The organism is Algoriphagus sp., from assembly GCF_039969895.1.
In the GTDB taxonomy this organism is placed as follows: Bacteria; Bacteroidota; Bacteroidia; order Cytophagales; family Cyclobacteriaceae; genus Algoriphagus.
On record NZ_JBDVMZ010000021.1, the window covers coordinates 263,268 to 287,460 of the forward strand.

Consider the following 24,193-nt stretch of genomic DNA (forward strand, 5'->3'; position numbering starts at 1 on the left):
AAAATATTTATTAATAACCAGGATTATTTGGAGCCAAATTAGGATTGATCTGAAGCTCGGAATCTGGCAAAGGCATCAAATAGTCTCTTGCCGGATCGAAAGTTGGCTGAGGCTCAAGGCTATTTGGGCCAAGGAAAACTTGACTTCCAAGGTTTCTTCGCTTGATGTCGTACCATCTTTTCCATTCGAAGGCAAACTCAAGTCTTCTATCTTCAATGATCAAATTAATAAATTCCTGCTTATTCATAGTTGGCATTACATCAGCAGGAAAATCTACTTGGGTACCAGCCCAGTTTCTAGCCCTAGCCCGAATCTGATTTAAGTAGCCTGCAGCTTCTGCATTTGGCCCATTGATCTCAGCGGATGCTTCTGCTGCAATCATTAACACCTCAGCATATCTGAAATCCGCAATATTGTGATCTGAATATCTTCCGATTGCATTGGCATTGCCAGGAAGTTTCACCCATTTACCTACGTGCGGCCTTGGAGTAGAGAAGTCTGTGTAGGGTCTTTTAACACCATTTACGACTAGGGTATCGATGAAGCTTACTTTTTTGCGATAGTCTCTTGCATCCCAAGTGTCGTAAACGGCTTTCGTAGGAACAGAAACCCCGTATCCACCTGTCAGATTAAGAACTGCTAGCATAGGGACCAAGGAATCGTCATTTTGACCATTTGAGCTACTGATCTGACCTAGAAAGTCAAAAGCAAAAATGGTTTCTTTCAGATTATCAGCGATGGTAGCATTGAAGTTGTTTTCGAAATCGGGCTCTAATGCGTAGCCAAATAGATCTTTATTATCGATTACATATTTTGCTTCTGCATAGGCCTTAGGGAAATCACCTAAGGTCAAATGAACTGAGGCCAAATAAGAAGCTGCCGTACCGGCCGAAGGTCTGGTTCTCACGTCATTCTTCTGCTTATTTGGAAGCCATTGCTTGGCAAACTCTAAATCTGCTATGATTGCACTGTAGATGTCCGCCTCGGATGTTTTCGAGATAGATTTGAGGCTGGTAGGATCGGTCACCGCAAAATTGATGTAGGGAAGATCCCCGAACACACGTACAAGATGATAGTAAGCGAAAGCTCTCACAAACCTAGCTTCTGCTATTAGGTAGTTTATTTCATTTTCCGGTAAGCCAAGGCTCATACCTCCGGCTTCTGCTGAGTTGGCGGCATTGATAGCCTGAAACCACTGCGGCCAGAATCTACGAATCATCCCGTTATTGGAATCCATGTTGAAATCGTTCAGTTGGATTCGCTCAGCTGAAGTGGCACGGTTCCCAATGGAGATCATATCACCTCTGAATTGTAAAGCACAAATAAACTGTCTGCCAAACAAGTTCTCAGATGCGATCACACCGTAAGCGCCTAAAATTGCGGTTTCTACATCTCTAGGAGTTTGGAAGAAAGTCTCTGGAGCGAATACTCCTATTGGTTTTTCCTCTAAATCTGCACATGAGCCTAACCCTAGAATGAGGCCAATGGATAGGAAGATTTTATGTATGTTTTTCATGTTTTTTGGAGTCTAGCGATTAAAAACTAAGGTTAAGTCCTACAGTGTAGGATTTTGCGTTTGGATAGCTAGCATAGTCTAGTCCAAGATTTCTGTTTGAGGCTGCACCTCCGCCGGAGTTGTAATTGACCTCCGGATCATAGCCTCTATAATCGGTAAATGTCAGAATGTTCTGAGCACTTACATAGAACCTTGCTTTTGAAATGGATAATTTTTGAAGCACAGAAGAAGGTAAGGTGTAGCCAAGTGAGATGTTTTTCAACCTTACATAGCTTCCGTCAAACAGCCAACGAGTAGAAACCCGCTGAGACCTTTGAAGGCTGCGTTTTGGTACGTTTGTATCTGTGTTTTCAGGAGTCCATCTGTCCAAAGCCACAGTGGTAGAGTTGTTTGAACCCGACAAAGTTTCGATTTCTAACAAGCTATAGCTAAGAATGGTATTGCCCTGAGATGCCTGGAAGAAAATATTCAAATCAAAACCTTTAAAATTGAAGTCATTGTTTAATCCCCAGATGAACTTAGGTTGTCCATTTCCAATGACAGTTCGATCAGCGGCATTTAAAGTTCCATTTGGAACGTTGTCACCTGCATTGGTGCTGATATCTCTGAATTTTTCTCCACCAGCTACTTGTTCAAAACCACCTCCTGGAATAAAATCATCTCCTTCCTGATATACACCGTCGTAAATCCATCCAAAGAAACTACCTACAGGTTCACCCACTCGTAATACTTGGGTTTGGCCTAAGCCGATTAAGTGACCAGGACCACTTCCATAGAATATGTCATTGCCGTCTGGCAACTCGAGTACTTTGTTCTTATTATTGGATATATTGAAACTGGTGTTCCACTTCAGTTCGCCAGTTGTATTTATAGTATTCAAAGTGAATTCAACCCCTTTGTTCTCTACTTTTCCGAGATTTTGAAGTTGGCTGGAATATCCTGTGTAGCTAGGTAAAGGAACAGAGAAGAGTAGATCTGAGGTGACACTTCTGTAATAATCTAATGTGACGTTCACTCTGCTGTTGAAGAAGGACATATCTGCACCTATGTCAAATTGGCGAGTGGTCTCCCAGGTCAAATCGTCATTAGCTACTGTAGTAGGACGTACTGCATTCACCGCCACCCCATCTATGATGGTGTACGAGTTAGAAAACCGCGCTAAAGTCTGGTATGGGCCTATAGCTTGATTTCCAGTAAGTCCATAGCTTGCTCTCCATTTGAAATCGGAGATGAAATTTACATCTTTCATAAAGCCCTCATCTTTCATATTCCAGGCGATTGCTCCAGAAGGAAAGAAGGCGTACTTATTGTTTTTACTGAAGTTTGAAGACCCGTCATATCTCGCATTGACGGTGAATAAGTACTTGTCGTTGAAGGAGTAGTTTACCCTACCGAATACTGACTGAATTTGAGTTTCGGCGAAGTTAGAACTAGGGATTTTCTGTACAGCTCCTCCTTGGAGGTTCCAGTAAGAAACTGAATTGGTGATAAACGATTGAGCACCTGCAGAATAATTCGTGTCGTCAGATTTTTGAAAAGAATACCCTGCCAGGAAATTGAATTTGTGCTTTGGATTCAGTTCTAAATTGTAAGTAAAATAGTTCTCACTGATTAGATCGGTGTTTTTTGAAGAGCTAATTGTTGCGTCTCCTCCCACATTTGCTCCTGCATATAAGGTAGTGGGGATGAAAGTACCTGTTCTGTTATTGTCCACTCTGAAACCTAATGTGGATTTGAAGGTCAGGTTTTTAGTGATGTCAAAATTCAGGTAAAAGTTGCTTTGTAGTAAATCGCCGATAGTTTCTTGCTCTCTTTCTGTGGCCACAGCAAATGGATTGTCAATAGGGTCACCGATCGAAGCAAGAGTGAAAGTCCCATCTTCGTTTCGCACCGGAAGATCAGGCATAAATCGAAGAGCCGAGCCTACTACGCCCGCTCCGCCTGCTCCACCTGAACCTTCCTGAGTCACTACGCCATCACGTCCTGTTCTTCTAGCAAGCAAGTTGACACCCAGAGAGATCTTATCAGATACCTTCACATTCAGATTACTGGTGATTGCATACCGATCAAAGCTTGAGTTTTTAATGATACCTTTTTGATCAAAATACGATCCTGATACATAATAATTAACAGCATCGGAACCGCCTGAGACCGATACTTGATAGTTTTGGATACCACCTGTTCTGAAAATTTGGTCTTGCCAATCTGTATCAGCTCCATTATCTACGTAGTTAGGAATCACTTCTCTGGTGTAGTCCAAGAATTGATCTGCGTTTAGCAGGTCGATTCGGTTGATTACTTCTTGACTACTGTATGAGGTATTAAAATCAACTTTTGCTTTGCCGGTTTTCCCGCGTTTGGTAGTCACCATGATTACTCCATTAGCACCTCTAGAACCGTAAATGGCTGTTGCAGATGCATCTTTTAAGACTTCTATGGATTGAATGTCTTCTGGCGCTGGCAAGCTACCTCCTATAAAACCATCCACCACATAGAGTGGGTCGCTACTTGCATTGATGGAGTTACCCCCTCTGATTCTTACTTTTAACGCCCCTCCCGGGTCACCGTTGTTAGAGGTTACACTGACTCCAGCAGCTCTACCTTGAAGTGCTTGAGTAGCATTTGCTACCGGGAAGGCTGTGAGCTCAGCAGCTTTTACGGAGGATACAGAACCTGTTAGGTCACTCTTTTTGGTGGTGCCATAGCCTACCACCACTACTTCATCCAACTGAGAAATGTCGGTTGCAAGTACAACGTCATAAGTGTTGGAAGAAGTTATTGAGATCTCTTTGGTTTCCATTCCTATGAATGAGAAAACCAACACATCTCCAGCATTTGCATTGATGGAATACTTTCCATCAAGGTCCGTAGTGGTACCTACTGTGGTTCCTTTGAGTAGGATACTTACACCAGGCATGGTTTCACCTGTATCTGAGGTGACTGTGCCTGAGACAGTCTTACTTTGAGCGAGAATAGACTCAGAACTCAAGAGTAGCATAAGTATGAAAACCCATAAGAATCCTTTTCTTTTCGGGATTAAAAGTTTCTGCATGTTGTTTTAGTTTAGGTTGTTACTGTTAATTTTGTGCAATCGATTGCATTTTACACATTTGTGAAATCTCATCAAAATTATTTTTATAATTTCTTTTCCTAGGCTCTAAATGACCTTTAGAGAAATAGCAACAGTAAGGATTTTAGGACCTTAGCTTTCAAGTCAATACTTTATTAGGGCTTGATAAGAGGAATTATTCTTTTGGTGTGTGTAGTTTTTCAATCTCTCTTTAATGAGCTTTGAGGTAGTTATTCAATTGGATTCCCTCTATTTTTCATAGATGGGCGATATCTTGTCAGCATAGCTTTAACCAGTATTACTGATTATCTTGCTTAGATTGAACAATCGATTGCTCACTATATCTAACTGTTAAAGAATCATTCATTAGAATCTTAGGTTGTTTTTGGCGTTGATAATAAGCTATGGCATTGATTTCTTCTAAAAAGCTCTGTTTTATCTTCACAATTTCAAAATCCTTACTTTCACTTCTCATCTTGAGCCGAGATAGCTACTGTACTTTGTGAGTACATCTAGTTCATTGTCGCCGCACATTTCACAATCACGTAGCAGATTTAAGAACCAAGTATCTGCAATTAAAAAACCACAAATACCTTATGAAATTTGAACATTTTGCACTGAACGTAAGCGATGCTGTCGCGGCTTCTTCCTGGTATGAGGAGCACTTGGGTTTGACCGTAGTAAAAAAGATGGCAGATCCGCCCTTTATGACATTTTTGGCAGATGACAGCGGTACGGTGATGCTTGAGATTTACACTAATCCAAAAGGTGAAACCTTAGATTTTGATTCCCTCCATCCGCTTGCTGTTCATTTGGCTTTGGTATCAGACAACCCAGATTCAGATCGCAATCGACTTGTGATGGCGGGCGCGCGAGTGATTACAGATGATCTAATGCCAGATGGATCCCATTTGGTCATGTTGAAAGATCCGTGGGGAATAGCATTGCAGCTCTGCAAACGCGCCTTACCTATGATCTAGGCTGAGCATAGCATGGGTAGAATTTCGCCGAGCTTTGTTAGCGTACGCGTTTCTACGGAAAATTAATTTTACATGTTTATCTTAGAAAATCACTCCTTAGAACCCTGCTAATAAATGATTGACGTTCAGATTCCTTTTGAGAAGCTCAAAGATATGCTTCAAGAGATTTTACTTTCCCATGGTATTTCCCAACAGCGGGCAGGCCGTTGTGCCTATCTTTTTGCACAGGCTGATCTGGACGGCGTTCGCTCACATGGAGTTAATCGCTTTTTTCTTTTCCTAGATTTCATCAAAAAAGGCTTAGTTGATCCAAAAAAAGAACCAACTGCCCTGAGCCAACTTGGAATGTTTGAACGATGGGATGGACAAGGTGGGATCGGAAATTTAAACGCTGACTTTGCTATGAATCGAGCGATTCAGCTTTCTAAAGAGTTCGGAATCAGTTGTGTCACATTGCTAAATACCAATCATTGGATGCGTGGAGGAAATTTCGGTTGGCAGGCCGTGGAGGCTGGATGCATCGGGATTTGCTTTACCAATACCATTCCCAATATGCCAGCTTGGGGTGGGAGTGAACCTAAGATCGGCAATAACCCGCTCGTGATAGCCATTCCCCGAGCAAAAGGTCCTGTCGTTTTAGATATGGCTTTCTCTCAATTTGCTTATGGGAAAATGAGCATTGCTCAAGCCAAAGGAGAGCAGATGCCTTTTGATGCGGGTTTTGATGATCAAGGTAATCTCACCAAAGACCCTGGTACTGTGATTAAGAATCATTTGGGATTGCCGGCAGGGTTATGGAAAGGATCAGGACTTAGCATGCTTCTGGATGTGCTCGCATCAGTTTTATCTGGCGGTAATGCTTCTTTCGAGGTGGGTAAATCAGGTCATGAAACTGCAGTTTCGCAGGTTTTTCTTTGCTTTGACCCAGATAAACTCGAACTCACAGACTGGCTAGATACCAAAGTTGATGCAGTCATAGAAGATCTTAAAACTTCTTCGACGTTTGGTGAGAAATCTGTGCGATATCCAGGAGAAAGTACATTAAAAATACGAAAAGTTAATCTGAAAAATGGAGTACCTATCTCAGAATCAATTTGGGAAAAACTTCAAAATGAATTGAACAAATGAAAAAATTCAACATTGGGATCATCGGGACAGGCGCGATCACTGGCAAGCATGCTGACGCAATCGCAGAATTAGAAAATGCTGAATTGGTGGCATTATGTAGCAGTTCATCAGAGCGCGCTAAAGCCGCTCAGGAGAAATTTGGAGTTCAGGCTTACGCAGATGTTTCTGCTTTTTTGACACATCCCGAACTCGACATTGTCTGCATTTGCACAGCGAGCGGACATCACATGGAAGCTGGATTACTCTCGGCGAAGGCTGGTAAACAGCTGCTCATCGAGAAGCCGCTGGAGATAAATCTAAATCGGGCAGACCAATTGATAGCTGTCTGTCAGGAATATGGGGTGAAGCTCGGAGTGATTTTTCAAAACCGATTTTCGAAGGATTACATGAAGCTCAAGGCGGCAGTACAAGAAGGTAAATTCGGAAAGCTTCTCATGGGTAATGCGCATGTGAATTGGTATAGATCACCAGAATATTATAGTGGGAGCCCTTGGAAAGGTACGCTGGATGGAGACGGTGGAGGTGCTTTCATGAACCAAGGGATTCACACGATAGATTTGCTTTTAGATGTGATGGGGGATGTGAAGACAGTTTTCGGCAAAGTGAAAACGGCACTTCATCCGATCGAAGGAGAAGATTTGGGTGCCGCTTTGCTGACTTTTGAAAATAAGGCTTTGGGGAATATTACAGCTTCCACGGCACTTTACCCTGGTTTGCCTGAGCGGCTGGAGATTTTTGGGAAAAATGGCTCAGCTGTTTTAGAAGCTGGGAAATTAGTTCACTGGAGTATTCAGGGCGAAAATTCAGAACCTATCTTGACGGAAGCTACTGAGGGGTCGGGCGCTGCAGATCCTATGGCGATAGGTCATGCTTTGCACAAAACCCAGTGGGAGCACTATTTGAATGCTTTAGAAAATAATGAGCAGGTAGTGGTGGAAGGGAATATAGCCCGTAAATCAGTGGAGCTGATCCGAGCCATTTATAAATCCTCAGAACTAGAGAAGGAAATAGTGTTGCCTTTTCTTGACCATGGATAGATCTTTAAAATCTATTAACTAGGCAAATTAGTGGACTTAAAATCTTCTGATTTTCCTTTTAATCCAATATTTTTGAACTATTTCATGTGCCAATCAGCGGGGATTTTCTGATGGATGATAAACACTGGCTTTGCCGCAGCTTCGGTCACCTGTCATCCCTGCCTGCAGTTCGGGCAGGGGTCTTCCAGCCTGATAAGCGAGGCAAAAAACGCAGAGTCATTTTTACGGATAAAAAGATAGAGAGGAATTGAATTACAATGAAACCCCTCTTTTCCATGGAATGAAGTCATCTTGGCCGAGTATCATTGCTTTGGACTTCTCTTCACCGCTGGCCACTTTGATGACTTTCTCCAGAATTTCCTCACCCATCTGCTGAATGTTTTTCTCTCCAGAGATTACAAATCCTGTGTTGATATCGATGATGTCCGGCATGCGTTCAGATAGTTTGTGATTAGAGGAAACTTTGATCACAGGTGTTATGGGATTTCCGGTGGGTGTGCCTAGTCCCGTGGTAAACAAAATCATATTGGCACCAGCTCCCGCCATTGCTGTGGTACTTTCTACATCATTTCCTGGAGTGCAGAGCAAGGTCAAACCTGGAACGCGTACATATTCACCATAGTCAAGTACGTCTGTGATGGGCGAGGTGCCACCTTTTTTGGCTGCGCCAGAAGACTTCATCGCATCTGTGATTAGCCCGTCTTTGATGTTGCCTGGGCTGGGGTTCATATCAAAACCAGATCCTGAAGCCTCAGCGGCGGCGGCATAAAGTCTCATTAGCGTGGCAAAACGATCTGCTTTTTCATCCGTAACGCAGCGATTGATTAACTCCTGCTCAACGCCGCAGAGCTCTGGGAATTCTGACAAAATCGTGGTTCCACCCAAGGCCACAACTAAGTCAGCGGCATAGCCAACAGCTGGATTAGCAGATATTCCGGAGAATCCGTCTGATCCGCCGCACTCCAAACCAACTACTAATTTGCTCAATGGGGCTGGTTTTCGGGTTTGCATATTGGCTTCTGCCATTCCAATAAATGTCTCTTTGATAGCTCTGGTGAGCATCTGCTGTTCCGTACCTTCTACCTGCTGCTCTAGAATGATCAATGGCTTTTGGAAATCAGGGTTGATCAGGCGGAGTTTTGCTTCCATATAGGAAGATTGGGCATTCTGGCATCCTAGGCTAAGGATCGTAGCTCCAGCTACATTTGGATTGTTGATGTAGCCTGCGATAAGTGCACAAAGCGCTTGAGAATCCGTCCGAGTCCCACCGCAGCCTAGTTGATGATTGAGGAATTTGATTCCATCAATGTTTTCAAAAAGCTTTTCTTCCCTTTGCTCGGTAAGAGTCTCGACAGAAACGCTTTCGAAGGAATCTTTTTTGCCAGCCTTATAAAGTCCAGCCAGTTCTCTCACCATTTTTTTGAATGGATTTGGTTTACCGAAGCCCAATTCCTCGAGGAATGCATCTTTGATGATGTCCACATTTCTGTTTTCACAGAAAACCATTGGAACCACCAACCAATAATTCCCTGTTCCCACCTGTCCGTCTGGTCGATGGAAACCCATGAATGTCCTGTCTCTAAATTTAGTGGTGTCTGGTGCCTCCCAGTGGTACACTCCTAATTTTTCTCCGAAATCAGATGCTTCATGGGTTACATTTTGCGTGCTGAGTACACCTCCGGCAGGAATAGAGGAAAGAGCTTTGCCTACAATTCCTCCATACATATAGATTAGACTACCTTTTGCCAATTCATGGATGGCAAACTTATGCTTGGCGGGGACGCTGTCCTTAAGCGTGATTTGTAAGTCTTTATGCTGGATCGTGTCGCCTAAAAAAAGATCTTGAAGTGCAACCAGAACATTGTCTTTGGGGTGAATTTGCAGGGTTTTATGATTCATCAGAATTACTTGAATAGGTTATGCGATCTTTTGCATCGTGGCTTGAGTAGGTATGCAATTACGAGAATCATCCGTTTAATTAAAAGTTCTTTGAGCTCGGCACTTCGATAAGCTTTTAGCTGATTAAGACTAACTAGCATAAATTTAGGCTTTTTGACCTAATTTTTTACAAAGTGCTCTGCTTTCTTTATAAATCACTAAATCGATTCCGTAAATCAACCTGTAATATGAGTGCAGAAAGAGCTATACTTGTGTAGTATGTTTTAAGCAAAATGAACCCACGAGATTGGGAATTTCGAAAAGCGCCATGAATTGCTTGGGAAGATTTCACCTTCTCTCCACCCTAGTTATAGCTTGGAAGATTGAAAAAATAACCAAATGAAAATCAAAAAACTTCAAACCCTTGCTTTGGGAGTTGTCCTATCGCTCTTTTTTTCGTGTCAGGGTACTGGCGACAAGCGAATTATCAAACTTGGCCATGGCCTAGGCATCACCCATCCTGTACATGAAGCGATGCTCTTTTTGGCTGAAAAGGTAGAAGAGAAGTCGGGCGGGAAAATGGTCGTGAAGATCTATCCAAACCAGCAATTGGGTTCTGAGCGTGAGCTTGTAGAACTTCTTCAAATAGGAAGCCTAGGCATGACTAAGGTTTCTTCAGCGGCATTGGAAGGATTTGCGCCTACGATGCAGGTGTTTGGCATGCCCTATTTATTCAGAGACGACGCGCATCAATTGGCAGTATTGCAGGGGGAAATAGGAAAAAAATTATTGCTCGATCCGCAGAAATACCTCTTACGAGGGCTTTGCTACTATGACTCAGGTAAAAGAAGCTTTTACACCAAAGACAAACCTGTGGAAACTCCTGAGGATCTAGCAGGACTCAAGATCCGGGTAATGGAAAGTAATACGGCATCCAATATGGTGAAAGCACTCGGTGGTTCACCGACTCCAGTTTCATACGGGGAACTGTACACCGCTTTGCAGCAGGGGATTGTGGATGGAGCTGAGAATAATGCGCCTAGTCTCTACACATCAAAGCATTACGAAGTCTGTAAATACTACAGCATAGATGAGCATACCGCTCTGCCAGATGTGATGATTGTGAGCACAAAGGTGTGGGAAAGTCTCAATGAGCAAGAGCAACAATGGCTCCAAGAGGCTGCTGATGAATCAGCAGTCTATGAGTATAAAGTTTGGGCAGAATCTGTGGAGGAGTCATTAAGAGAACTGGAAAAAGCAGGTGTGAAAATTAGCTATCCAGATAAAGAACCGTTTCGTCAAGCGGTGGAATCGATGTACACAGATCTGAAAGTGCAGCAGCCTGAGATCTATAAAATTGTGGAGCAAATTCGCGCCGTCAACTAATCATAAACCCAACGTTTTAACCTATGTTTTCACCCCGAACCAAGTTATATCTGGATAAATGGATCGCACATTTGCTGGTCATCCTGATGGCACTGATGGTCCTCAATGTCACCTGGCAGGTTGTTTCCCGCTATGTTTTTCAAAGTCCTAGTTCATTCACAGATGAACTATCGCGCTACATGCTCATCTGGATAGGAATGCTGGGAGCAGCCTACGTCGCAGGTAAAAATGAACATTTGGCAATAGATATTCTCCTTACCAAACTAGATGAAAAAGCGCAGGATAAATTGATGATTCTGATCAATTGCTGTGTTTTATTCTTTGCATTGGTGGTAATGGTGATCGGAGGGTCAAACCTAGTTTACCTAACGTTTGTGCTGGAGCAGAGGTCCGCTGTTTTGCAGATTCCTTTGGCTTATATCTACGGAATTATACCATTTAGTGGGGTGCTGGTGATTTATTACCAAGTCGTTGCAATTAAATTTTTGACAAGTCTTAAAGCCACAGTGTAATGGAGATTTTAAGTGTATTAGTATTAGTGATTTCCTTCTTATTCTTTTTGGGGATAGGAGTGCCGGTCGCTTGGAGTCTTGGACTATCAAGTATGTTGACTTTGATGGTGACGGTTCAAACTATGCCGGCTATTACTACCATTGCACAGCGAATGGGGACTGGATTAGATAGTTTTTCTTTGTTGGCTATTCCATTTTTCATTCTGGCGGGTGAGCTGATGAACAGGGGAGGAATCGCGAATCGTCTGATTGAATTTGCGAAAGCTTTGACTGGAAGAATGCGGGGAGGTTTGCTTCACGTGAATATCATTGCAGCTATGCTGATGGGAGCGATTGCAGGTTCCGCTGTAGCAGCAGCCTCTTCCATGGGCGGAATTTTGGGAAAAAGAATGGAGAAAGAAGGCTATCCTAAGGAGCTGGGTGCGGCTGTGAACATTACTTCATCTACGACTGGCTTGATCATTCCACCTTCCAACGTGCTGATTGTTTATTCTCTTGCTTCAGGTGGAGTTTCGGTGGCAGCTTTATTTGTAGCAGGTTATCTGCCAGGATTATTGGTCGGTGGGTTGCTGATGGTGACCGCGGCGATTATGGTACGAGTGCATAAGCTTCCCGCAGGTGAGGGTTCTTCTCTAGGTGTTATTTTGAAAACATTCTGGGCAGCAGTACCAAGTTTATTTTTGCTGATAGTAGTCATAGGAGGGATAATTGGCGGTGTATTTACCGCAACTGAAGCTTCAGCTATTGCGGTGGTGTATTCCTTAGTTTTATCACTGATCTACCGTGAGCTGAAGGCAAAAGATTTGCCTGCAGTGTTATTGAAGTCTGCGGAGACTACTGCTGTGGTGATGCTGCTGATCGCTACTTCCATGGCCATGTCTTGGGTGATGTCTAGCGAGGATATTCCTCAGAACATCTCCAATGCACTTTTAGGATTGAGCGACAATATTTTTGTGATCTTGATTATGATCAATTTGCTGCTGCTTTTTGTCGGGATATTTATGGATATGACACCTGCCGTGTTGATTTTCACTCCTATATTTCTTCCGGTGGTGACAGCGTTGGGAGTGGATCCGGTTCATTTTGGAATTATGATGGTACTCAATCTTTGTATAGGACTGTGTACACCACCGGTAGGTTCTATACTTTTCATAGGAGTGGGGGTAGCCAATACTACCATTCAAAAAATCATGAAACCCATGTTGCCATTCTATTTTGCTATGGTCCTGGCATTGATTCTAATAATGCTTTTCCCTGAGATTTCACTTTGGTTGCCAAGAGTATTTGGGGTGTAGGAAGGGGTGACATCCGTGAGCAAAAGACAGAAAAACGGCAGTTGTACGACTGCCGTTTTTTATTTTTGAAAGCCCAGTAGCGTTTGCCTTACTTTTTCCGTCAGGATAAAAAAGCATCATGAAAACGCTCCTTCGATTCTATTTGGTTTTGATATTTGCGAGTAGCGCGCTAAATGCCGGCTCAGTGAATGAGACAAACCAGTCAGAGTTCCCTGTAGAAGCGCCTAAATTTGCGATGAATTCGAACCCCGCACAGAATCAAGTTGGAGTTTCGGACTGTGAAGATTCCTCTGTTTGGAGGGAAAATACGAGGAGTGAGGAAGGAGTTTCAGATATCTCGAAATGAGATTTCTATTTAGAAAATAGCTAATTAGAAGGATTAACGGCTCTAGTCTGAGTCGTCACCATAGATTAAAAGGTTTGAATTGAATTGGACTGATCAGGAGCTGATTGAAGGTTGCAAACGACGATCAGCGAAGTACGAAGAGGTATTCTATAAAAAATACTATGGCTATGTCATGGGGATTAGTCTGTCCTATTCCAAAGATAAAATGCTTGCGGATGAGATTACCAACGACTCATTCATCAAGTTTTTTGGATCAATCAAGAAATTCGATGACTTCCAGTCTGTCAAAGCTTGGCTGCGCAGAATCACCGTAAACACAGCCATAGACTATTTCAGAAAGCAGAAGAAATTCCAAAATCAAAGTGACGTAGCTGAAGAAACCGGAGTTTTTCACGAAGTGAATGCACTTCAGGATTTGGCATTTCATGATATTCTAAATCTGCTAAATCTTCTTCAGGAAGATCACAAACTCGTCTTTAACCTCTACGAGATCGAAGGGTATAGTCACAAAGAAATTGGCGAGAAGCTGGGGCTCAACGAAAGCTCCTCACGAGTCTATCTGGCTCGTGCCAAAGCTCATCTCCGCGAATTGGTATCATTACATTTGAAAGAATATGAAGGAAGATAAGCTGGATAAAGATATCGCTGCTTCCCTTAAAAAGAAGTTAGCGGAAGCCTCCGTTCCCTATGAAATGGGTGCTTGGGAAGGGTTTCAGAAAAAACGTAGGCAGCGTCACCTTAGAGATATCTCCTATTGGGCTGCAGGAATCGCCGCGTCTTTGCTTTTGCTAGTCATAGGACTGAACTCAGTGGATTTGACAGAAAATCAAAACAATCTACCCACTGAACTAAAATTGGCGGACGAAGCGAAAGACCTACCTTCTTCTGAGCCCGAAACGCTTCCTACTCCTGATACACAGGAGTTGGATGTGATCAACGAAAACTTAGCTGAGGCAAAATCAATTTTGCCTGATACTTACGATGAATCCTCAGTGAATATCAAGCTAAAATCGAATCAATATCCACCGGAGAAATCTGAAGTCAACACATTGTTGACTGATACAGCTAATGGGAAAAAAGGAGCAGATGGAAAAGTAGAGGTAGCTACTGAAGCACCTTTGGCACCTCAAGTCAATAAGGAAGAGGTCAGAAATACTGTAGGTACACTCCAGCCTCCGCTCATCGCGACCACTGAAGAAGTGGGTAAAAAGTCGGAAGAAAAGTCGGCTGAAGAGCAGCTAGGGTCTTTGCCTAAAGTTGAAGAATCTACTAAACTTGAGACAAATCAAAATCTGATCGCTGAAAGTGATTTCCCAGAAATACCTGCGCAAAAAACTACACTTGGGCTCGGCATGGGCTTGTCGCCGGGTTTTGGCGCAATGCAAAATGACAATCAAATGGCTACCGCTCAGACTATAGGCCTTGGAGTTTTGCTGGATATTAAATTGCCGGGCAAGCTGACACTGGGTTCTGGACTTGGTCTGAACTACCTCAGTCAGAATACGGAGCAACAAAGTACGGTCATGGCTTTTGGGAATACCTATCCACAAACCGAAAAGCTAGAAGTTCGTCAGATGCAGGTGGAGGTGCCTGTATTTGTCAAGTATCCGTTGACTAGGAATAACGCTATTTCTGTTCAGGCTGGTTTTTCAAATTTCTATGCGATTAATGAAAGTGGCAGTCAAGAAAACACTTTCGATAGACAAGTGGCGAGCTACAGCACCAACGCTGATGGGCTGTCTTCTGTCACCTTATCTAAGCAAGCTGTAAACAATAGTTCTGAGCTGGAATCTACGGGTAGCAAATTTTATCCTTTTGCCACGTTGAATTTTGGTCTAAACCTGAGGGTTCTGGAAACCAAGGGGGCAAATTATGTCATCATGCCGTTTTATAATTACCAATTGAAGCAGGTCTCAGGTTACGGAGAGACGTTTGGTTTGTTTGGAGCTAGTTTCAAGATGAATTTTGGGGGAGGAGATAAATAGGAAGATTAGATCTGTACTCACTTCCAATTCGGTTTGTTATTTTACAGCTTAAAAAAAGCCTTTCTGCTCTCAGAGAGGCTTTTTTTGCTCATGCAGAGTTTTCTGCGAGCAGTTAATTTTTTTGTAAAAGGCATAGAATTATACGATTTTAAACCCTTGAGAATCATACTCCAAACACACAAACCACTCCTGTCATGTTTAAAAACTCTAAAGCTTTCAGTAGTTTCTCTGTCGATGATATTTCTAAAGCCAAATCTTTCTATCAGAAAATTCTTGGTCTTGCTGTAGAAGAAGATGAAATGGGAATTCTCAACCTTCATCTCACCGGTGGTGGTGAGGTTATTATTTACCCCAAAACAAATTTTGTAGCTGCTTCATTTACAGTTCTAAATTTTCCTGTTGCAGATATTGACGAAGCAGTTGAATATTTGATAAGAAAAGGTGTCACTTTTGAACAGTACTCGGGTGAAATTACAACCGATGAAAAGGGTATTTGTCGCGACAGTAGAGGTCCCCAAATCGCCTGGTTTAAAGATCCAGCTGGGAATATTCTTTCTGTGTTAGAGGAGGTTTAAAGTTTCGAATTCCTTGTTCATACTGTGGACGATTGTTTTTTCACACCCACAAAAAACAAAACATATACGATCGAGAAAGCTCAATGGAAAATAGTTTGTCACGATTTCTGAGTTACCTACTTGCCCTTTTGGTCAAAAAAAATCCCGATCTGATTCAGATCGGGATTTTGCATTGTGGTGTCTTGATTACTTAGAAATCGATATAGTTGGTTATTAATTGCAAATCAAGCTTTTTGGAATTGTCTGGTGAGACCACATAGCCTCTTACCACGAGGGTATAAACTCTATTTTCTTTCAATTCTATAGATGTTGCCGTGGCAAGAGTTTCGCCAGTGCTAGAGATTACCTTTAGCGTGTAAACTTTGTTGTCCAGGCTTTCAAACGCTGTATTGGATTTGAACGCTACATTGCTAAACAAAGGAGTTTGTGCCTCATCTATGATCAACGAGACTGAACCAGCGTCCGGGGATAAGTTGATCATTCGGATTTGAGCCTCAGCGGCAGATGGCTCTGACCAGTCGTCATCTACCAAAACTGCATCCAAAACACCGGCGTCTTCGAGCATAAACATAGAGTACACCGAGTCCACTTTGATTTCAAATTCTTTTTCCAAAAGGGAAGTCAGAGAATTTGGCTCGGAGAATTTGAACGTTCTATCGCCAGGGAAGAAGTTTTTGTAAGGCAGTACTTCTGAATAATCCAGAGAGAAATCGTTTACTTGGTTTTGATCGGCATAGACTATTACGCCATTATTATTTGGCGCGCCATTGTAAATAGAAATGTAACCCGCATCTGGGTATTCGATAGGATCATTGTCATCCAAGCAGCTCGTTAATCCTACGGTAGCGGCTAGTGATGCAAGCATTGCTAGTGACTTTAGATTTTGTGTCGCAAATGATTTTCCACTCATCATGTTTAATTGTTGGTTTTAGTTTTTAATCATTGCCAAGACGCATGCATTTGCTTTTTCGCTACCGAGAAAAGGAGATTTTTTAAAAAAGGAAAGACTTTCATCAGTGAAACTGGCCTGTACGTGTGGATTCACTTTTCATCAATAAAAAGCCTCTAGAATTGGCTTCTGGAGGTAAGCTCATTTTTCATTAGTTTAGCTGTCAAACCAAATGTCGGGCAAATGTCGGGTCAAAACCGAGCCTATTTCGCCTTAAGTCACAAACCAATCCGAGAAATTGCCATGGTAAATCAAAAACTATTTGAAATGAAACAACCAGAACTTGGCAAGAAAATCTCTGAAATGAGAAAGGCAAAAGGATTGACTCAGGAAGAGTTGGTCGAACTGTGCAACCTGAACGTGCGAACAATTCAGCGCATTGAAGCGGGAGAGGTTACCCCGAGGAGTTATACGATCAAAGCTTTATTTGAAGCGCTGGGAGCGCAATGGGAGAAGCCCGAACCTGAAGTCACTACCGAACATCCTAAGTCAATAGTCACCTGGCTCTATACGGGTTTAGGAGCGGGGCTGGTTTACTTTTTTTTGAGCTATTTTGATATCAGTATGGAGGTAGAGTGGATGGAAGGAAGCTTCACCAATGCCTTGAGTTTTGGGCTGGTGAAAGTTGGAGTTTGGATTACTTTTTCAATTTTCATAGTAGGATTGATCAAGATGACTGTAGCTTTTCCAAATAAGGTTCTTCACATCGCGCTGTGGGTGATGCTCATTGCAAATGCTATTTGGTATGCTATTGATTTGGTATCGATCAGTACTTCTATCTTTCAAATTGAAGATTACTATTTCGTGAAGCTGGCCACTTTTGGGGTTGCTTATGGCTTTATGGGCGCTGGCTTCCTGATGTACAAAAATCTCTGGTCCACTATCCCACAGGTGATCGGGGGGTTGGGAATTGTCTCAGGAATTATGCTCTTCACAGTGATCGGAGCATTGTTTGCAATGATACCGCTTACGTTATTTGAGTTAGGAGAACTAGGCTTGATGATTTGGGCTATCAACAAAATCGGGAGAACTTCTTCTCCCGATTCTACTTTCAGTTCTCAAGCGACAGCTTGATTTTTTCTTTGACTGACTTCAAAATCTCAGCGTTAAGTGGACTAGAGGTCTTGATTTCCAGAATTTTGGGATGAAGTGATTCTTCATAAAAATCGGCTAGTGAATCTTCCAACTCTTCCCGATTCACCACTTTGGAATAGAAGAAGCCAAATTCTGTAGCCAGATGCTGTGCAGTTAGTTTTTGTTTTGTCTCGAAATATTCTTCTAGTTCAGGCTGGTTTTTTGGCCCGTCGATCAACCTAAATATTCCGCCAGCGTGGTTGTTGAGTAGAATAATCCGAAGATTCGGCATCGCGTAGTTATGCCAAAAGGCATTGCGATCATAGAAGAATGCCATGTCTCCAGTGATTAGCGTTACGATAGCCTTGGTCGTAAATGTACAACCAACAGCAGTAGAATTTGAACCGTCGATTCCACTCGTGCCTCGGTTGCAGATCACTTCCTGGCTTCTTTTTCCCAGTAAATTCAAATAGCGAACAGCCATACTATTGGCTACGTGGATTTTGGACTGGGCAGGCACTTTTTCCAGACAAAAAGCTAAAGCCGAATACTCCCCAAAACTTTGCTTCCGTAGCACTTGACTGAGATCTTTTGCGACGGCTTTTTCTAAGAAATGCCAGGCTTCAAAGAACTGCTTGTTCTGAGTACCAAGGTTTTCATTGAGCCAGTTGAAGAAATACTGCGGAGTAGCTGGGACATTCCTGGTTAGTCTTTGGAACGTATCCTTCGCATTTCCGTCGGCTTGCACATGCCAGTGTGAAGCATGGGTTTTTCTCAGAAAGATCTTGAGAGACTTTGAAATTACGGACTTCCCAAAACTGATAATCAGATCAGGCTTTAGATTCTCTGAAACTGCTTCATTTCCCAACCAGTGATCATGAAATGAGATGGTGAGATCAGATTGAAGATTGCTGATCGTGTCAGTGACGATTACCGCTTTTTTGTTTTCAGCGAGCTTATCGAGTAAGCGTTGGAGCTGATCATCAGGTCGCTGCTGTCCCGTGATGATCAAAACTCGTTGGACTATCTCCAATCTATTTTTAAGCTTGATCAGTGATTCATCCGTTGGCTGAGTTTTACTTTTTAGAAGATTGAAAACTCTGGGTTTTTCTGGGAAAACAAATTCCTCGCCTTTCTCAGGATAGAATGGTTCTCTAAGTGGAATATTGATATGAACTGGTCCGGCAGGAAATTGGGTGGATAGATTGATTGCCTCGTTGACGATTCTGGATGAGTGCCATAGCTGATCAGGATTACTTGCCGTGTCAGGTAACTGAAAACTTCCTTTCACATGCTTACCATATACCTCAGGCTGAAATATCGTCTGTCCATCGTATTGGTCTATCCACTCAGCCGGTCGATCTGCCGTCAAAATCAACAAAGGAATTTGTTGGAAAAATGCTTCCGCTACTGCAGGAAAATAATTCAGTGCTGCCGAACCGCTTGTACAGACCAAAGCTACGGGTTGATCCAATTGCTGAGCCATTCCTAATGCTATGAAAGCCGCAGAGCGTTCGTCAGAGATTGTTCGGGAGTGAATTTCGGGATGTCTGGCAAATGTCAACGTCAAAGGCGCACAGCGTGATCCAGGGGAGAGGATTGCATTTTCAATGCCCTTTTTGGCACAAATGGCCACTAAGTCGGTGATCTGAGGAAGAATCAAGAGCTGGGATTTTGGATGAATTTACCGATGATTTGACACTTGAGTTCTGTTTCTTCCCATTCTTTTTCAGGATCAGAATCTTCTGTGACACCCGCACCTGCATACAGCGTGGCTTCGTTGGCATGCAAACTTGCAGTTCTCAGATTGACATAGATAGAGGTGCTTCCCTGAATATTTACCGGCCCGATAAAGCCAGCGTAAAAAGATCTGTCAAAGCCTTCAAATTCCTGAAGGAAATCATGTGCTTCCCTTCTCGGCATCCCACATACTGCAGAAGTGGGGTGGAGGAGACTTAGCATTAGGGATCCGAGATCTGGAAATCCTGTTTCCCGCATGTTGATTTTAAAGTCTGACCTCAAGTGAAGAAGATTTCCAGCCAAGACAGTTTTAGGGCCATGCTCTTCGTATTCCCGCAGTCGTATTTTCTTAAAGCAAGACACAATGTATCTGCTCACGAGTGCTTGCTCCTCTATTTCTTTCTGCGTCCAAGCTACTGATTTCAGAGGATTGTCACCACTTGCTTTTTGAGTTCCTGCCAAAGACATAGTGGTGAAAATATCTCCTTTAGTTTCGATCAAAGTTTCGGGAGAAGCGCCGATCCAAGTGCCCACCTTCGGCAAATGAAAGAAGTTGATAAAGGCATTGGGATAAGAATTCATCAAACTTACTACTGTGTTTCCCAGATTGAAGTTGCTCGGAATGGGGATGGTTTTGGTTCTTGCGGGCACGACTTTTCCCAGGTGATTGGCCTGAATTGCCCTTATTCCTTTTCGCACTAGTTTCGTGAAGTGCTCTTTATCTTCACTTAATTTTGAAGCTTTTGCTTTATTGGTGAACGTTTGTTTGCAGAGCAATTCGCTGATAGCTTCAGAAGTTAGCTTCTCTTGGTTTTTCAACTGAATTTTTGCCCACTCAGGAAGTTCATCTTCTTCCAGCGGTTGGTCCAAGTCAAAGGAGAAGTAGTTATTGGCTTTTATGAAAAATGCCTTTTTGTCCTCCTGATCGGCAAAAGGATGCACTATAAATCCTGGTTCTAGACTTTCCAGATTTAGGTCAACTTTTGTTGCCTCTGCGGTGTCATTTAAAACGATTTCAACGGTATTGGATTTTGGTTTTCGCCAAATGGCGAAAGAACCTCCGGAAGTCAAACCCAATTGAAGCAGGAGTTGCAGGATTTCCGTTTTGGTATGAGTTGTAGCTACGTTAGTATGCATTACTTTTTGTCTAAAATGGCCATGGTAATCCGGCTGATGCAGCAGAGTTGCCCTTGTTCATTTGTGATCTTTATTTCCCAGACTTGCGTGCTTTTTCCTAGGTGAATAGGCTTGGTAGTTCCTGTGACCAAGCCTGATTTAACACTTTTCAAGTGGTTAGCGTTGATTTCTAATCCCACGCAGACTTGCTTGGTCAAATCTAGTGTGAAGGAACTTGCTACACTTCCAAGCGTCTCGGCTAGAACTACATTGGCTCCTCCATGCAACAAACCCATAGGTTGTTTTGTTCGCTCATCTACCGGCATGGTGGCAGTGAGGTAGTCCTCGCCAATTTCTGTAAAAATTATTCCTAGAAAGCCCGTCATTGTGTGATTACCACTCTTATTGATCTGATCTAATGAAGGCTTTTGAATGAATACCATGAAAATTGATGTAAATGGGTTTTCTTTGGGGTGCAGACAAAAATAGAGAATCTTGAATCGAAAAAAAATTTACTTAGTTAGGCACGGGCAAACCGATTTTAACCTCAAAGGAGTAGTACAGGGGAGTGGGATAGATGCTCCGATCAATGAGAATGGTAGAAGACAGGCAGAGGCATTTTTTCAAGCATACCAAAATATCCCGTTTGATCAAGCTTATTATACTGGTTTACAACGCACCAAACAATCAATTCAATCATTTTTGGACTTAGGGATCCCTGCGATTTCCACCACTGATCTCAACGAGATTTCCTGGGGAGATTACGAGGGGCTTCCCATGTCTCCTGAGGAAAGCAAGTACTATAAGCATATGCTTACAGAATGGCAAAATGGAAATTTGGATTACTGCATCGCAGGTGGAGAAAGTCCTAATATCGTGGCTAAAAGGATGCAGCGCGGAATCGATGCTATACTAAGTGGGCCTGGAGAAACTATCCTAGTGTGCATGCACGGACGTGCGATGAGGATTTTTCTGAGTTTAATTATGAAGCAGGATTTGTGTCACATGGATATGTTTGAGCACCAAAACTTATGTTTGTATTTACTTCAAGAAACAGAGGGAGGGAACTTTGAGCTCCTAAAAAGAAACGATACTGATCACCTTAAGGAGCTGTAGTATTCCGCTTGTCGCTCTTATCTTTTTTCTGATTTTCTTCGAAAACTGAGAGGTAGGTGTCCAAAGACTTTTTATTAGCAGTCATGTCAATTAATCTGAAGGCAATTTCTTGTAGTTTGATGTCTTCACCTTTGTCTAATGAGACTAAGAATTGTCCAAGGTAGCATGCATCAAAATCACAATTAGGGATATCAATGATCATAGCTAGCTCGGAGTTGCCGGCATAGGACCTTATCTTGAAAGCAGGAGAAAATTGCGACTGAATCTCCTTCATGGAGGTATTCAGAGATTTTAATTCTTTTGATTTGAATAACACCAAAAAAGTTTTGGATTCAGTCTCTTTTGCAAAGACAGAAAGAGTTAGAAATAGGGAGATAACTAGGATTCCAATACTTTTCATAGCTGTCAATATAGAAAATTTAACCTGTTCTAAGCAAAAAAAAATGAACAAAAATAAACCCCGAACTGCAAGTCCGGGGTTTATTTTTTATAACTAAAATCTCTGATTATGCTTTGGAAGCTTTAGTCGCTTTAGTTGCTCTTTTCTTTTTTGGAGCTGCCTCTTCGACTACTTCGTCTTCAACGCCAGCGAGGATTCTACCGCAGTGTTCACAGACGATTAGCTTTTTCTTCTCACGAATATCAGCTTGTCTTTGAGGAGGAACGGTATTGAAGCATCCGCCACAAGCACCTCTTTTGACCATCACTACCGCTAGACCATTCTTTGCGTTAGCTCTGATTTTGGTGTAAGATTTAAGAAGTCTTTCGTCCACTTTCTTCAATGATTTTTCACGATCATTTTTAAGTTTGGCTTCATCTGACTCACTTTCTGTGACAATCGAGGTAAGCTCGCTGTTCTTTTGATCCAAGTCCTTCTGACGATCCTTTTTCACAGCACTCAATTCTTCCAAATCTGCTTTTTTAGAATCGATTCTATACCCTGCCTCTGTGATTTTCTTTTTCGCCACCTGAATCTCTAAATCCTGAAGCTCTAGCTCCTTAGTGATTGCATCGTATTCGCGGTTGTTGCGAACGTTCATCTGCTGCTCCTGATATTTCTTGATCAGTTTTTCAGAGTCTTTGATGCTTTCTTTAAGTGCTTTTATTTCGTCTTCATATGAGTCTATCTCACTTTGAAATTTCTCCAAACGTGTTTCATATCCAGCGATTTCATCCTCAAGATCCTGAACCTCTTCTGGAAGAGCTCCGCGAACTTTAATGATGGCGTCTAGTTTTGAATCTAAAAGTTGAAGGTTGTGAATAGCTTCGAGTTTCTGTGCTACTGTACTTTCCATGTACTATCGGTAGGATGAGGGATTTGTAACTACTTTTGTCAAATAGAGTGCAATATTAGGGAAATTTTGTGACAATAACTCGTGGAGTAATTCTTTTGTGAAAATTTCGCTCTCATAATGTCCGATGTCACAGAGAATTAATGCTCCATCAGCGTCAAAAAATTCGTGGTATTTTACATCTGCTGTCACAAATACATCCGCTCCGGCTCTTTTAGCATCGCTCAGCAGAAATATTCCTGCACCACCACATACGGCTACTTTCTTGATTTTCCGGGAAATGAGTGCCGTGTGCTTGATGACACTCAAATTCATTTTGATTTTGAGATAGTCCAGGAATTCTTCTTCCTCCATTTCTTGCTGAAGGCTTCCAATCATCCCAGCGCCTACTTCCTGATTTTCATTTTCAAGACTTTGTACATAATAGGCTACCTCCTCGTAGGAGTGAGCATCGCGCATTTTCTTCAGAACAGTGGGTAGCAGATGATTGGCTACTAATACTTCCACTCGTATTTCAGCCTCTTCCTGTGGCCTTCCGCGCTCGCCGATGGTTGGATTTGCTTGTGAAGATGGCGTGTATGTTCCTACTCCTGCCAGCTGAAAAGAGCAATCAGCATACTCACCGATTTTTCCGGCTCCAGCTGAATAGACGGCTTGGAGTACCTTGTCTTTTTCTGCAACAGGCACAAAGAAAACCAGCTTACTAAGCAATTGCTTTTTAGGCTGTAAAATCTTCGTGTCCACTAAGTTTAATCGATCCGAAATGCGCTTGTTTACCCCATTAGCCACATGGTCGAGGTTGGTATGAATAGCATAAATAGCGATGTTATTTTTGATTGCTTTGATGATGGTTCGCTCCACGTAATTTTTTCCTGTGAGGCTTTTCAAACCCTTAAATACGATAGGGTGATGAGCTACAATCATGTTGGCTCCCAGGCTTATAGCTTCTTCCACAGTGGATTCTAGACAATCTAGAGAGCAAACTATTCCGGTCACTTGGGCATGTCTGTCCCCTGTGATCAATGTGGCATTATCGTAGGACTCCTGATAGGATGGAGGTGCGATTTGCTCCAGGTAGGAAATCACTTCGCTAATCTTGTATCCCATAATTTTTCTGTTTATTTGACATGTATATCCGCTTTGATACCAGTAAAAAGCCAAAAGTACAATAGGATTTGGTCAACTTAAGAATTGAGGC

23 protein-coding genes are annotated in these 24,193 nt (G+C 42.5%); 12 read left to right on the forward strand and 11 right to left on the reverse strand.

Translation table 11 applies throughout. The annotated features are described in order from the left end of the window. Window positions 1-10 precede the first annotated feature (10 nt). From ABJH64_RS15845 to ABJH64_RS15855, 3 genes are all read right to left on the reverse strand, one after another. Window positions 11-1,516, reverse strand: coding sequence for a RagB/SusD family nutrient uptake outer membrane protein (locus tag ABJH64_RS15845; RefSeq protein WP_348274454.1), 1,506 nt, complete (start codon window positions 1,514-1,516; stop codon window positions 11-13). A 19-nt stretch (window positions 1,517-1,535) separates the two neighbouring features. Next, a complete protein-coding gene (locus tag ABJH64_RS15850; RefSeq protein WP_348274455.1) occupies window positions 1,536-4,568 on the reverse strand; it encodes a TonB-dependent receptor in 3,033 nt (1,010 codons plus the stop codon). Window positions 4,569-4,884: 316 nt separating this feature from the next. Next, window positions 4,885-5,061 carry a hypothetical protein gene (locus tag ABJH64_RS15855; protein WP_348274456.1) on the reverse strand — a complete coding sequence of 59 codons (177 nt, stop codon included), beginning with the start codon at window positions 5,059-5,061 and terminating at the stop codon, window positions 4,885-4,887. 121 nt (window positions 5,062-5,182) lie between these two features. Between ABJH64_RS15855 and ABJH64_RS15860 the strand changes: the two genes are divergently transcribed. The 3 genes from ABJH64_RS15860 to ABJH64_RS15870 all read left to right on the forward strand — a co-directional run bounded on the left by ABJH64_RS15860 (window position 5,183) and on the right by ABJH64_RS15870 (window position 7,731). After that, window positions 5,183-5,566, forward strand: a complete 384-nt coding sequence (locus ABJH64_RS15860; RefSeq protein ID WP_348274457.1) for a VOC family protein — start codon at window positions 5,183-5,185, stop codon at window positions 5,564-5,566. Window positions 5,567-5,680: 114 nt separating this feature from the next. Continuing rightward, window positions 5,681-6,694 (forward strand): 3-dehydro-L-gulonate 2-dehydrogenase, encoded by a 1,014-nt coding sequence (gene yiaK / locus ABJH64_RS15865; RefSeq protein WP_348274458.1) that lies wholly within the window; start codon window positions 5,681-5,683, stop codon window positions 6,692-6,694. After that, window positions 6,691-7,731, forward strand: coding sequence for a Gfo/Idh/MocA family oxidoreductase (locus ABJH64_RS15870; RefSeq protein WP_348274459.1), 1,041 nt, complete (start codon window positions 6,691-6,693; stop codon window positions 7,729-7,731). The genes yiaK and ABJH64_RS15870 overlap by 4 nt, the downstream gene beginning before the upstream one ends. A 252-nt stretch (window positions 7,732-7,983) precedes the next feature. Here ABJH64_RS15870 and ABJH64_RS15875 read toward each other — a convergent pair whose 3' ends face one another. Further along, window positions 7,984-9,630 (reverse strand): altronate dehydratase family protein, encoded by a 1,647-nt coding sequence (locus ABJH64_RS15875; protein ID WP_348274460.1) that lies wholly within the window; start codon window positions 9,628-9,630, stop codon window positions 7,984-7,986. A 378-nt stretch (window positions 9,631-10,008) separates the two neighbouring features. Between ABJH64_RS15875 and ABJH64_RS15880 the strand changes: the two genes are divergently transcribed. The 7 genes from ABJH64_RS15880 to ABJH64_RS15910 all read left to right on the forward strand — a co-directional run bounded on the left by ABJH64_RS15880 (window position 10,009) and on the right by ABJH64_RS15910 (window position 15,708). Next, a complete protein-coding gene (locus ABJH64_RS15880) occupies window positions 10,009-10,995 on the forward strand; it encodes a TRAP transporter substrate-binding protein (RefSeq protein ID WP_348274461.1) in 987 nt (328 codons plus the stop codon). Between the two features lie 23 nt (window positions 10,996-11,018). Beyond that, the gene (locus ABJH64_RS15885; RefSeq protein ID WP_348274462.1) at window positions 11,019-11,507 is read left to right on the forward strand and encodes a TRAP transporter small permease; all 489 of its coding nucleotides are present in this window, start codon (window positions 11,019-11,021) and stop codon (window positions 11,505-11,507) included. After that, the gene (locus ABJH64_RS15890; protein ID WP_348274463.1) at window positions 11,507-12,802 is read left to right on the forward strand and encodes a TRAP transporter large permease; all 1,296 of its coding nucleotides are present in this window, start codon (window positions 11,507-11,509) and stop codon (window positions 12,800-12,802) included. Before ABJH64_RS15885 ends, ABJH64_RS15890 begins: the two co-directional genes overlap by 1 nt. Before the next feature lie 118 nt (window positions 12,803-12,920). Then, window positions 12,921-13,148 (forward strand): hypothetical protein, encoded by a 228-nt coding sequence (locus ABJH64_RS15895; RefSeq protein WP_348274464.1) that lies wholly within the window; start codon window positions 12,921-12,923, stop codon window positions 13,146-13,148. A 79-nt stretch (window positions 13,149-13,227) separates the two neighbouring features. Continuing rightward, the gene (locus tag ABJH64_RS15900) at window positions 13,228-13,776 is read left to right on the forward strand and encodes an RNA polymerase sigma factor (protein ID WP_348274465.1); all 549 of its coding nucleotides are present in this window, start codon (window positions 13,228-13,230) and stop codon (window positions 13,774-13,776) included. Further along, window positions 13,763-15,133: a hypothetical protein gene (locus ABJH64_RS15905; protein ID WP_348274466.1), complete on the forward strand. Its 1,371-nt coding sequence runs from the start codon at window positions 13,763-13,765 to the stop codon at window positions 15,131-15,133. Before ABJH64_RS15900 ends, ABJH64_RS15905 begins: the two co-directional genes overlap by 14 nt. 194 nt (window positions 15,134-15,327) lie before the next feature. Next, window positions 15,328-15,708 carry a VOC family protein gene (locus ABJH64_RS15910; RefSeq protein ID WP_348274467.1) on the forward strand — a complete coding sequence of 127 codons (381 nt, stop codon included), beginning with the start codon at window positions 15,328-15,330 and terminating at the stop codon, window positions 15,706-15,708. Between the two features lie 190 nt (window positions 15,709-15,898). On the opposite strand, the gene ABJH64_RS15915 is transcribed toward ABJH64_RS15910, so the two are convergent. Continuing rightward, complete coding sequence (locus tag ABJH64_RS15915) at window positions 15,899-16,573, reverse strand: DUF4397 domain-containing protein (protein ID WP_348274468.1); 675 nt, start codon at window positions 16,571-16,573, stop codon at window positions 15,899-15,901. A gap of 351 nt (window positions 16,574-16,924) precedes the next feature. Here ABJH64_RS15915 and ABJH64_RS15920 point away from each other — a divergent pair, with 351 nt between their 5' ends. Beyond that, entirely contained in the window at window positions 16,925-17,731 is an 807-nt protein-coding gene (locus tag ABJH64_RS15920; RefSeq protein ID WP_348274469.1) for a helix-turn-helix transcriptional regulator, read from the forward strand. On the opposite strand, the gene menD is transcribed toward ABJH64_RS15920, so the two are convergent. From menD to ABJH64_RS15935, 3 genes are read right to left on the reverse strand one after another with little or no spacing between them, the layout of a single operon-like run. After that, window positions 17,709-19,394, reverse strand: coding sequence for a 2-succinyl-5-enolpyruvyl-6-hydroxy-3-cyclohexene-1-carboxylic-acid synthase (gene menD, locus ABJH64_RS15925; protein WP_348274470.1), 1,686 nt, complete (start codon window positions 19,392-19,394; stop codon window positions 17,709-17,711). The genes ABJH64_RS15920 and menD overlap by 23 nt on opposite strands. After that, window positions 19,391-20,608 carry a chorismate-binding protein gene (locus ABJH64_RS15930; protein WP_348274471.1) on the reverse strand — a complete coding sequence of 406 codons (1,218 nt, stop codon included), beginning with the start codon at window positions 20,606-20,608 and terminating at the stop codon, window positions 19,391-19,393. The genes menD and ABJH64_RS15930 overlap by 4 nt, the downstream gene beginning before the upstream one ends. Beyond that, the gene (locus ABJH64_RS15935; protein WP_348274472.1) at window positions 20,608-21,030 is read right to left on the reverse strand and encodes a hotdog fold thioesterase; all 423 of its coding nucleotides are present in this window, start codon (window positions 21,028-21,030) and stop codon (window positions 20,608-20,610) included. The genes ABJH64_RS15930 and ABJH64_RS15935 overlap by 1 nt, the downstream gene beginning before the upstream one ends. 52 nt (window positions 21,031-21,082) lie before the next feature. Between ABJH64_RS15935 and ABJH64_RS15940 the strand changes: the two genes are divergently transcribed. Further along, entirely contained in the window at window positions 21,083-21,703 is a 621-nt protein-coding gene (locus tag ABJH64_RS15940) for a histidine phosphatase family protein (RefSeq protein ID WP_348274473.1), read from the forward strand. Here the strand turns inward: ABJH64_RS15940 and ABJH64_RS15945 are convergent. From ABJH64_RS15945 to ABJH64_RS15955, 3 genes are all read right to left on the reverse strand, one after another. After that, a complete protein-coding gene (locus ABJH64_RS15945; RefSeq protein ID WP_348274474.1) occupies window positions 21,690-22,103 on the reverse strand; it encodes a hypothetical protein in 414 nt (137 codons plus the stop codon). The two genes, ABJH64_RS15940 and ABJH64_RS15945, sit on opposite strands and share 14 nt — an antisense overlap. Window positions 22,104-22,209: 106 nt before the next feature. Beyond that, window positions 22,210-22,998, reverse strand: coding sequence for a C4-type zinc ribbon domain-containing protein (locus tag ABJH64_RS15950; protein ID WP_348274475.1), 789 nt, complete (start codon window positions 22,996-22,998; stop codon window positions 22,210-22,212). 3 nt (window positions 22,999-23,001) lie between these two features. Then, entirely contained in the window at window positions 23,002-24,102 is a 1,101-nt protein-coding gene (locus tag ABJH64_RS15955) for a Nif3-like dinuclear metal center hexameric protein (protein ID WP_348274476.1), read from the reverse strand. Window positions 24,103-24,193 lie beyond the last annotated feature (91 nt).

Bases quoted from the DNA above. Each gene is read 5' to 3' on its own strand.
- ABJH64_RS15845 (WP_348274454.1), bottom strand. From the start codon at position 1,516: ATGAAAAACATACATAAAATCTTCCTATCCATTGGCCTCATTCTAGGG.
- ABJH64_RS15850 (WP_348274455.1), bottom strand. From the start codon at position 4,568: ATGCAGAAACTTTTAATCCCGAAAAGAAAAGGATTCTTATGGGTTTTC.
- ABJH64_RS15855 (WP_348274456.1), bottom strand. From the start codon at position 5,061: ATGAGAAGTGAAAGTAAGGATTTTGAAATTGTGAAGATAAAACAGAGC.
- ABJH64_RS15860 (WP_348274457.1), top strand. From the start codon at position 5,183: ATGAAATTTGAACATTTTGCACTGAACGTAAGCGATGCTGTCGCGGCT.
- yiaK (WP_348274458.1), top strand. From the start codon at position 5,681: ATGATTGACGTTCAGATTCCTTTTGAGAAGCTCAAAGATATGCTTCAA.
- ABJH64_RS15870 (WP_348274459.1), top strand. From the start codon at position 6,691: ATGAAAAAATTCAACATTGGGATCATCGGGACAGGCGCGATCACTGGC.
- ABJH64_RS15875 (WP_348274460.1), bottom strand. From the start codon at position 9,630: ATGAATCATAAAACCCTGCAAATTCACCCCAAAGACAATGTTCTGGTT.
- ABJH64_RS15880 (WP_348274461.1), top strand. From the start codon at position 10,009: ATGAAAATCAAAAAACTTCAAACCCTTGCTTTGGGAGTTGTCCTATCG.
- ABJH64_RS15885 (WP_348274462.1), top strand. From the start codon at position 11,019: ATGTTTTCACCCCGAACCAAGTTATATCTGGATAAATGGATCGCACAT.
- ABJH64_RS15890 (WP_348274463.1), top strand. From the start codon at position 11,507: ATGGAGATTTTAAGTGTATTAGTATTAGTGATTTCCTTCTTATTCTTT.
- ABJH64_RS15895 (WP_348274464.1), top strand. From the start codon at position 12,921: ATGAAAACGCTCCTTCGATTCTATTTGGTTTTGATATTTGCGAGTAGC.
- ABJH64_RS15905 (WP_348274466.1), top strand. From the start codon at position 13,763: ATGAAGGAAGATAAGCTGGATAAAGATATCGCTGCTTCCCTTAAAAAG.
- ABJH64_RS15910 (WP_348274467.1), top strand. From the start codon at position 15,328: ATGTTTAAAAACTCTAAAGCTTTCAGTAGTTTCTCTGTCGATGATATT.
- ABJH64_RS15915 (WP_348274468.1), bottom strand. From the start codon at position 16,573: ATGCTTGCATCACTAGCCGCTACCGTAGGATTAACGAGCTGCTTGGAT.
- ABJH64_RS15920 (WP_348274469.1), top strand. From the start codon at position 16,925: ATGAAACAACCAGAACTTGGCAAGAAAATCTCTGAAATGAGAAAGGCA.
- ABJH64_RS15930 (WP_348274471.1), bottom strand. From the start codon at position 20,608: ATGCATACTAACGTAGCTACAACTCATACCAAAACGGAAATCCTGCAA.
- ABJH64_RS15935 (WP_348274472.1), bottom strand. From the start codon at position 21,030: ATGGTATTCATTCAAAAGCCTTCATTAGATCAGATCAATAAGAGTGGT.
- ABJH64_RS15945 (WP_348274474.1), bottom strand. From the start codon at position 22,103: ATGAAAAGTATTGGAATCCTAGTTATCTCCCTATTTCTAACTCTTTCT.
- ABJH64_RS15950 (WP_348274475.1), bottom strand. From the start codon at position 22,998: ATGGAAAGTACAGTAGCACAGAAACTCGAAGCTATTCACAACCTTCAA.
- ABJH64_RS15955 (WP_348274476.1), bottom strand. From the start codon at position 24,102: ATGGGATACAAGATTAGCGAAGTGATTTCCTACCTGGAGCAAATCGCA.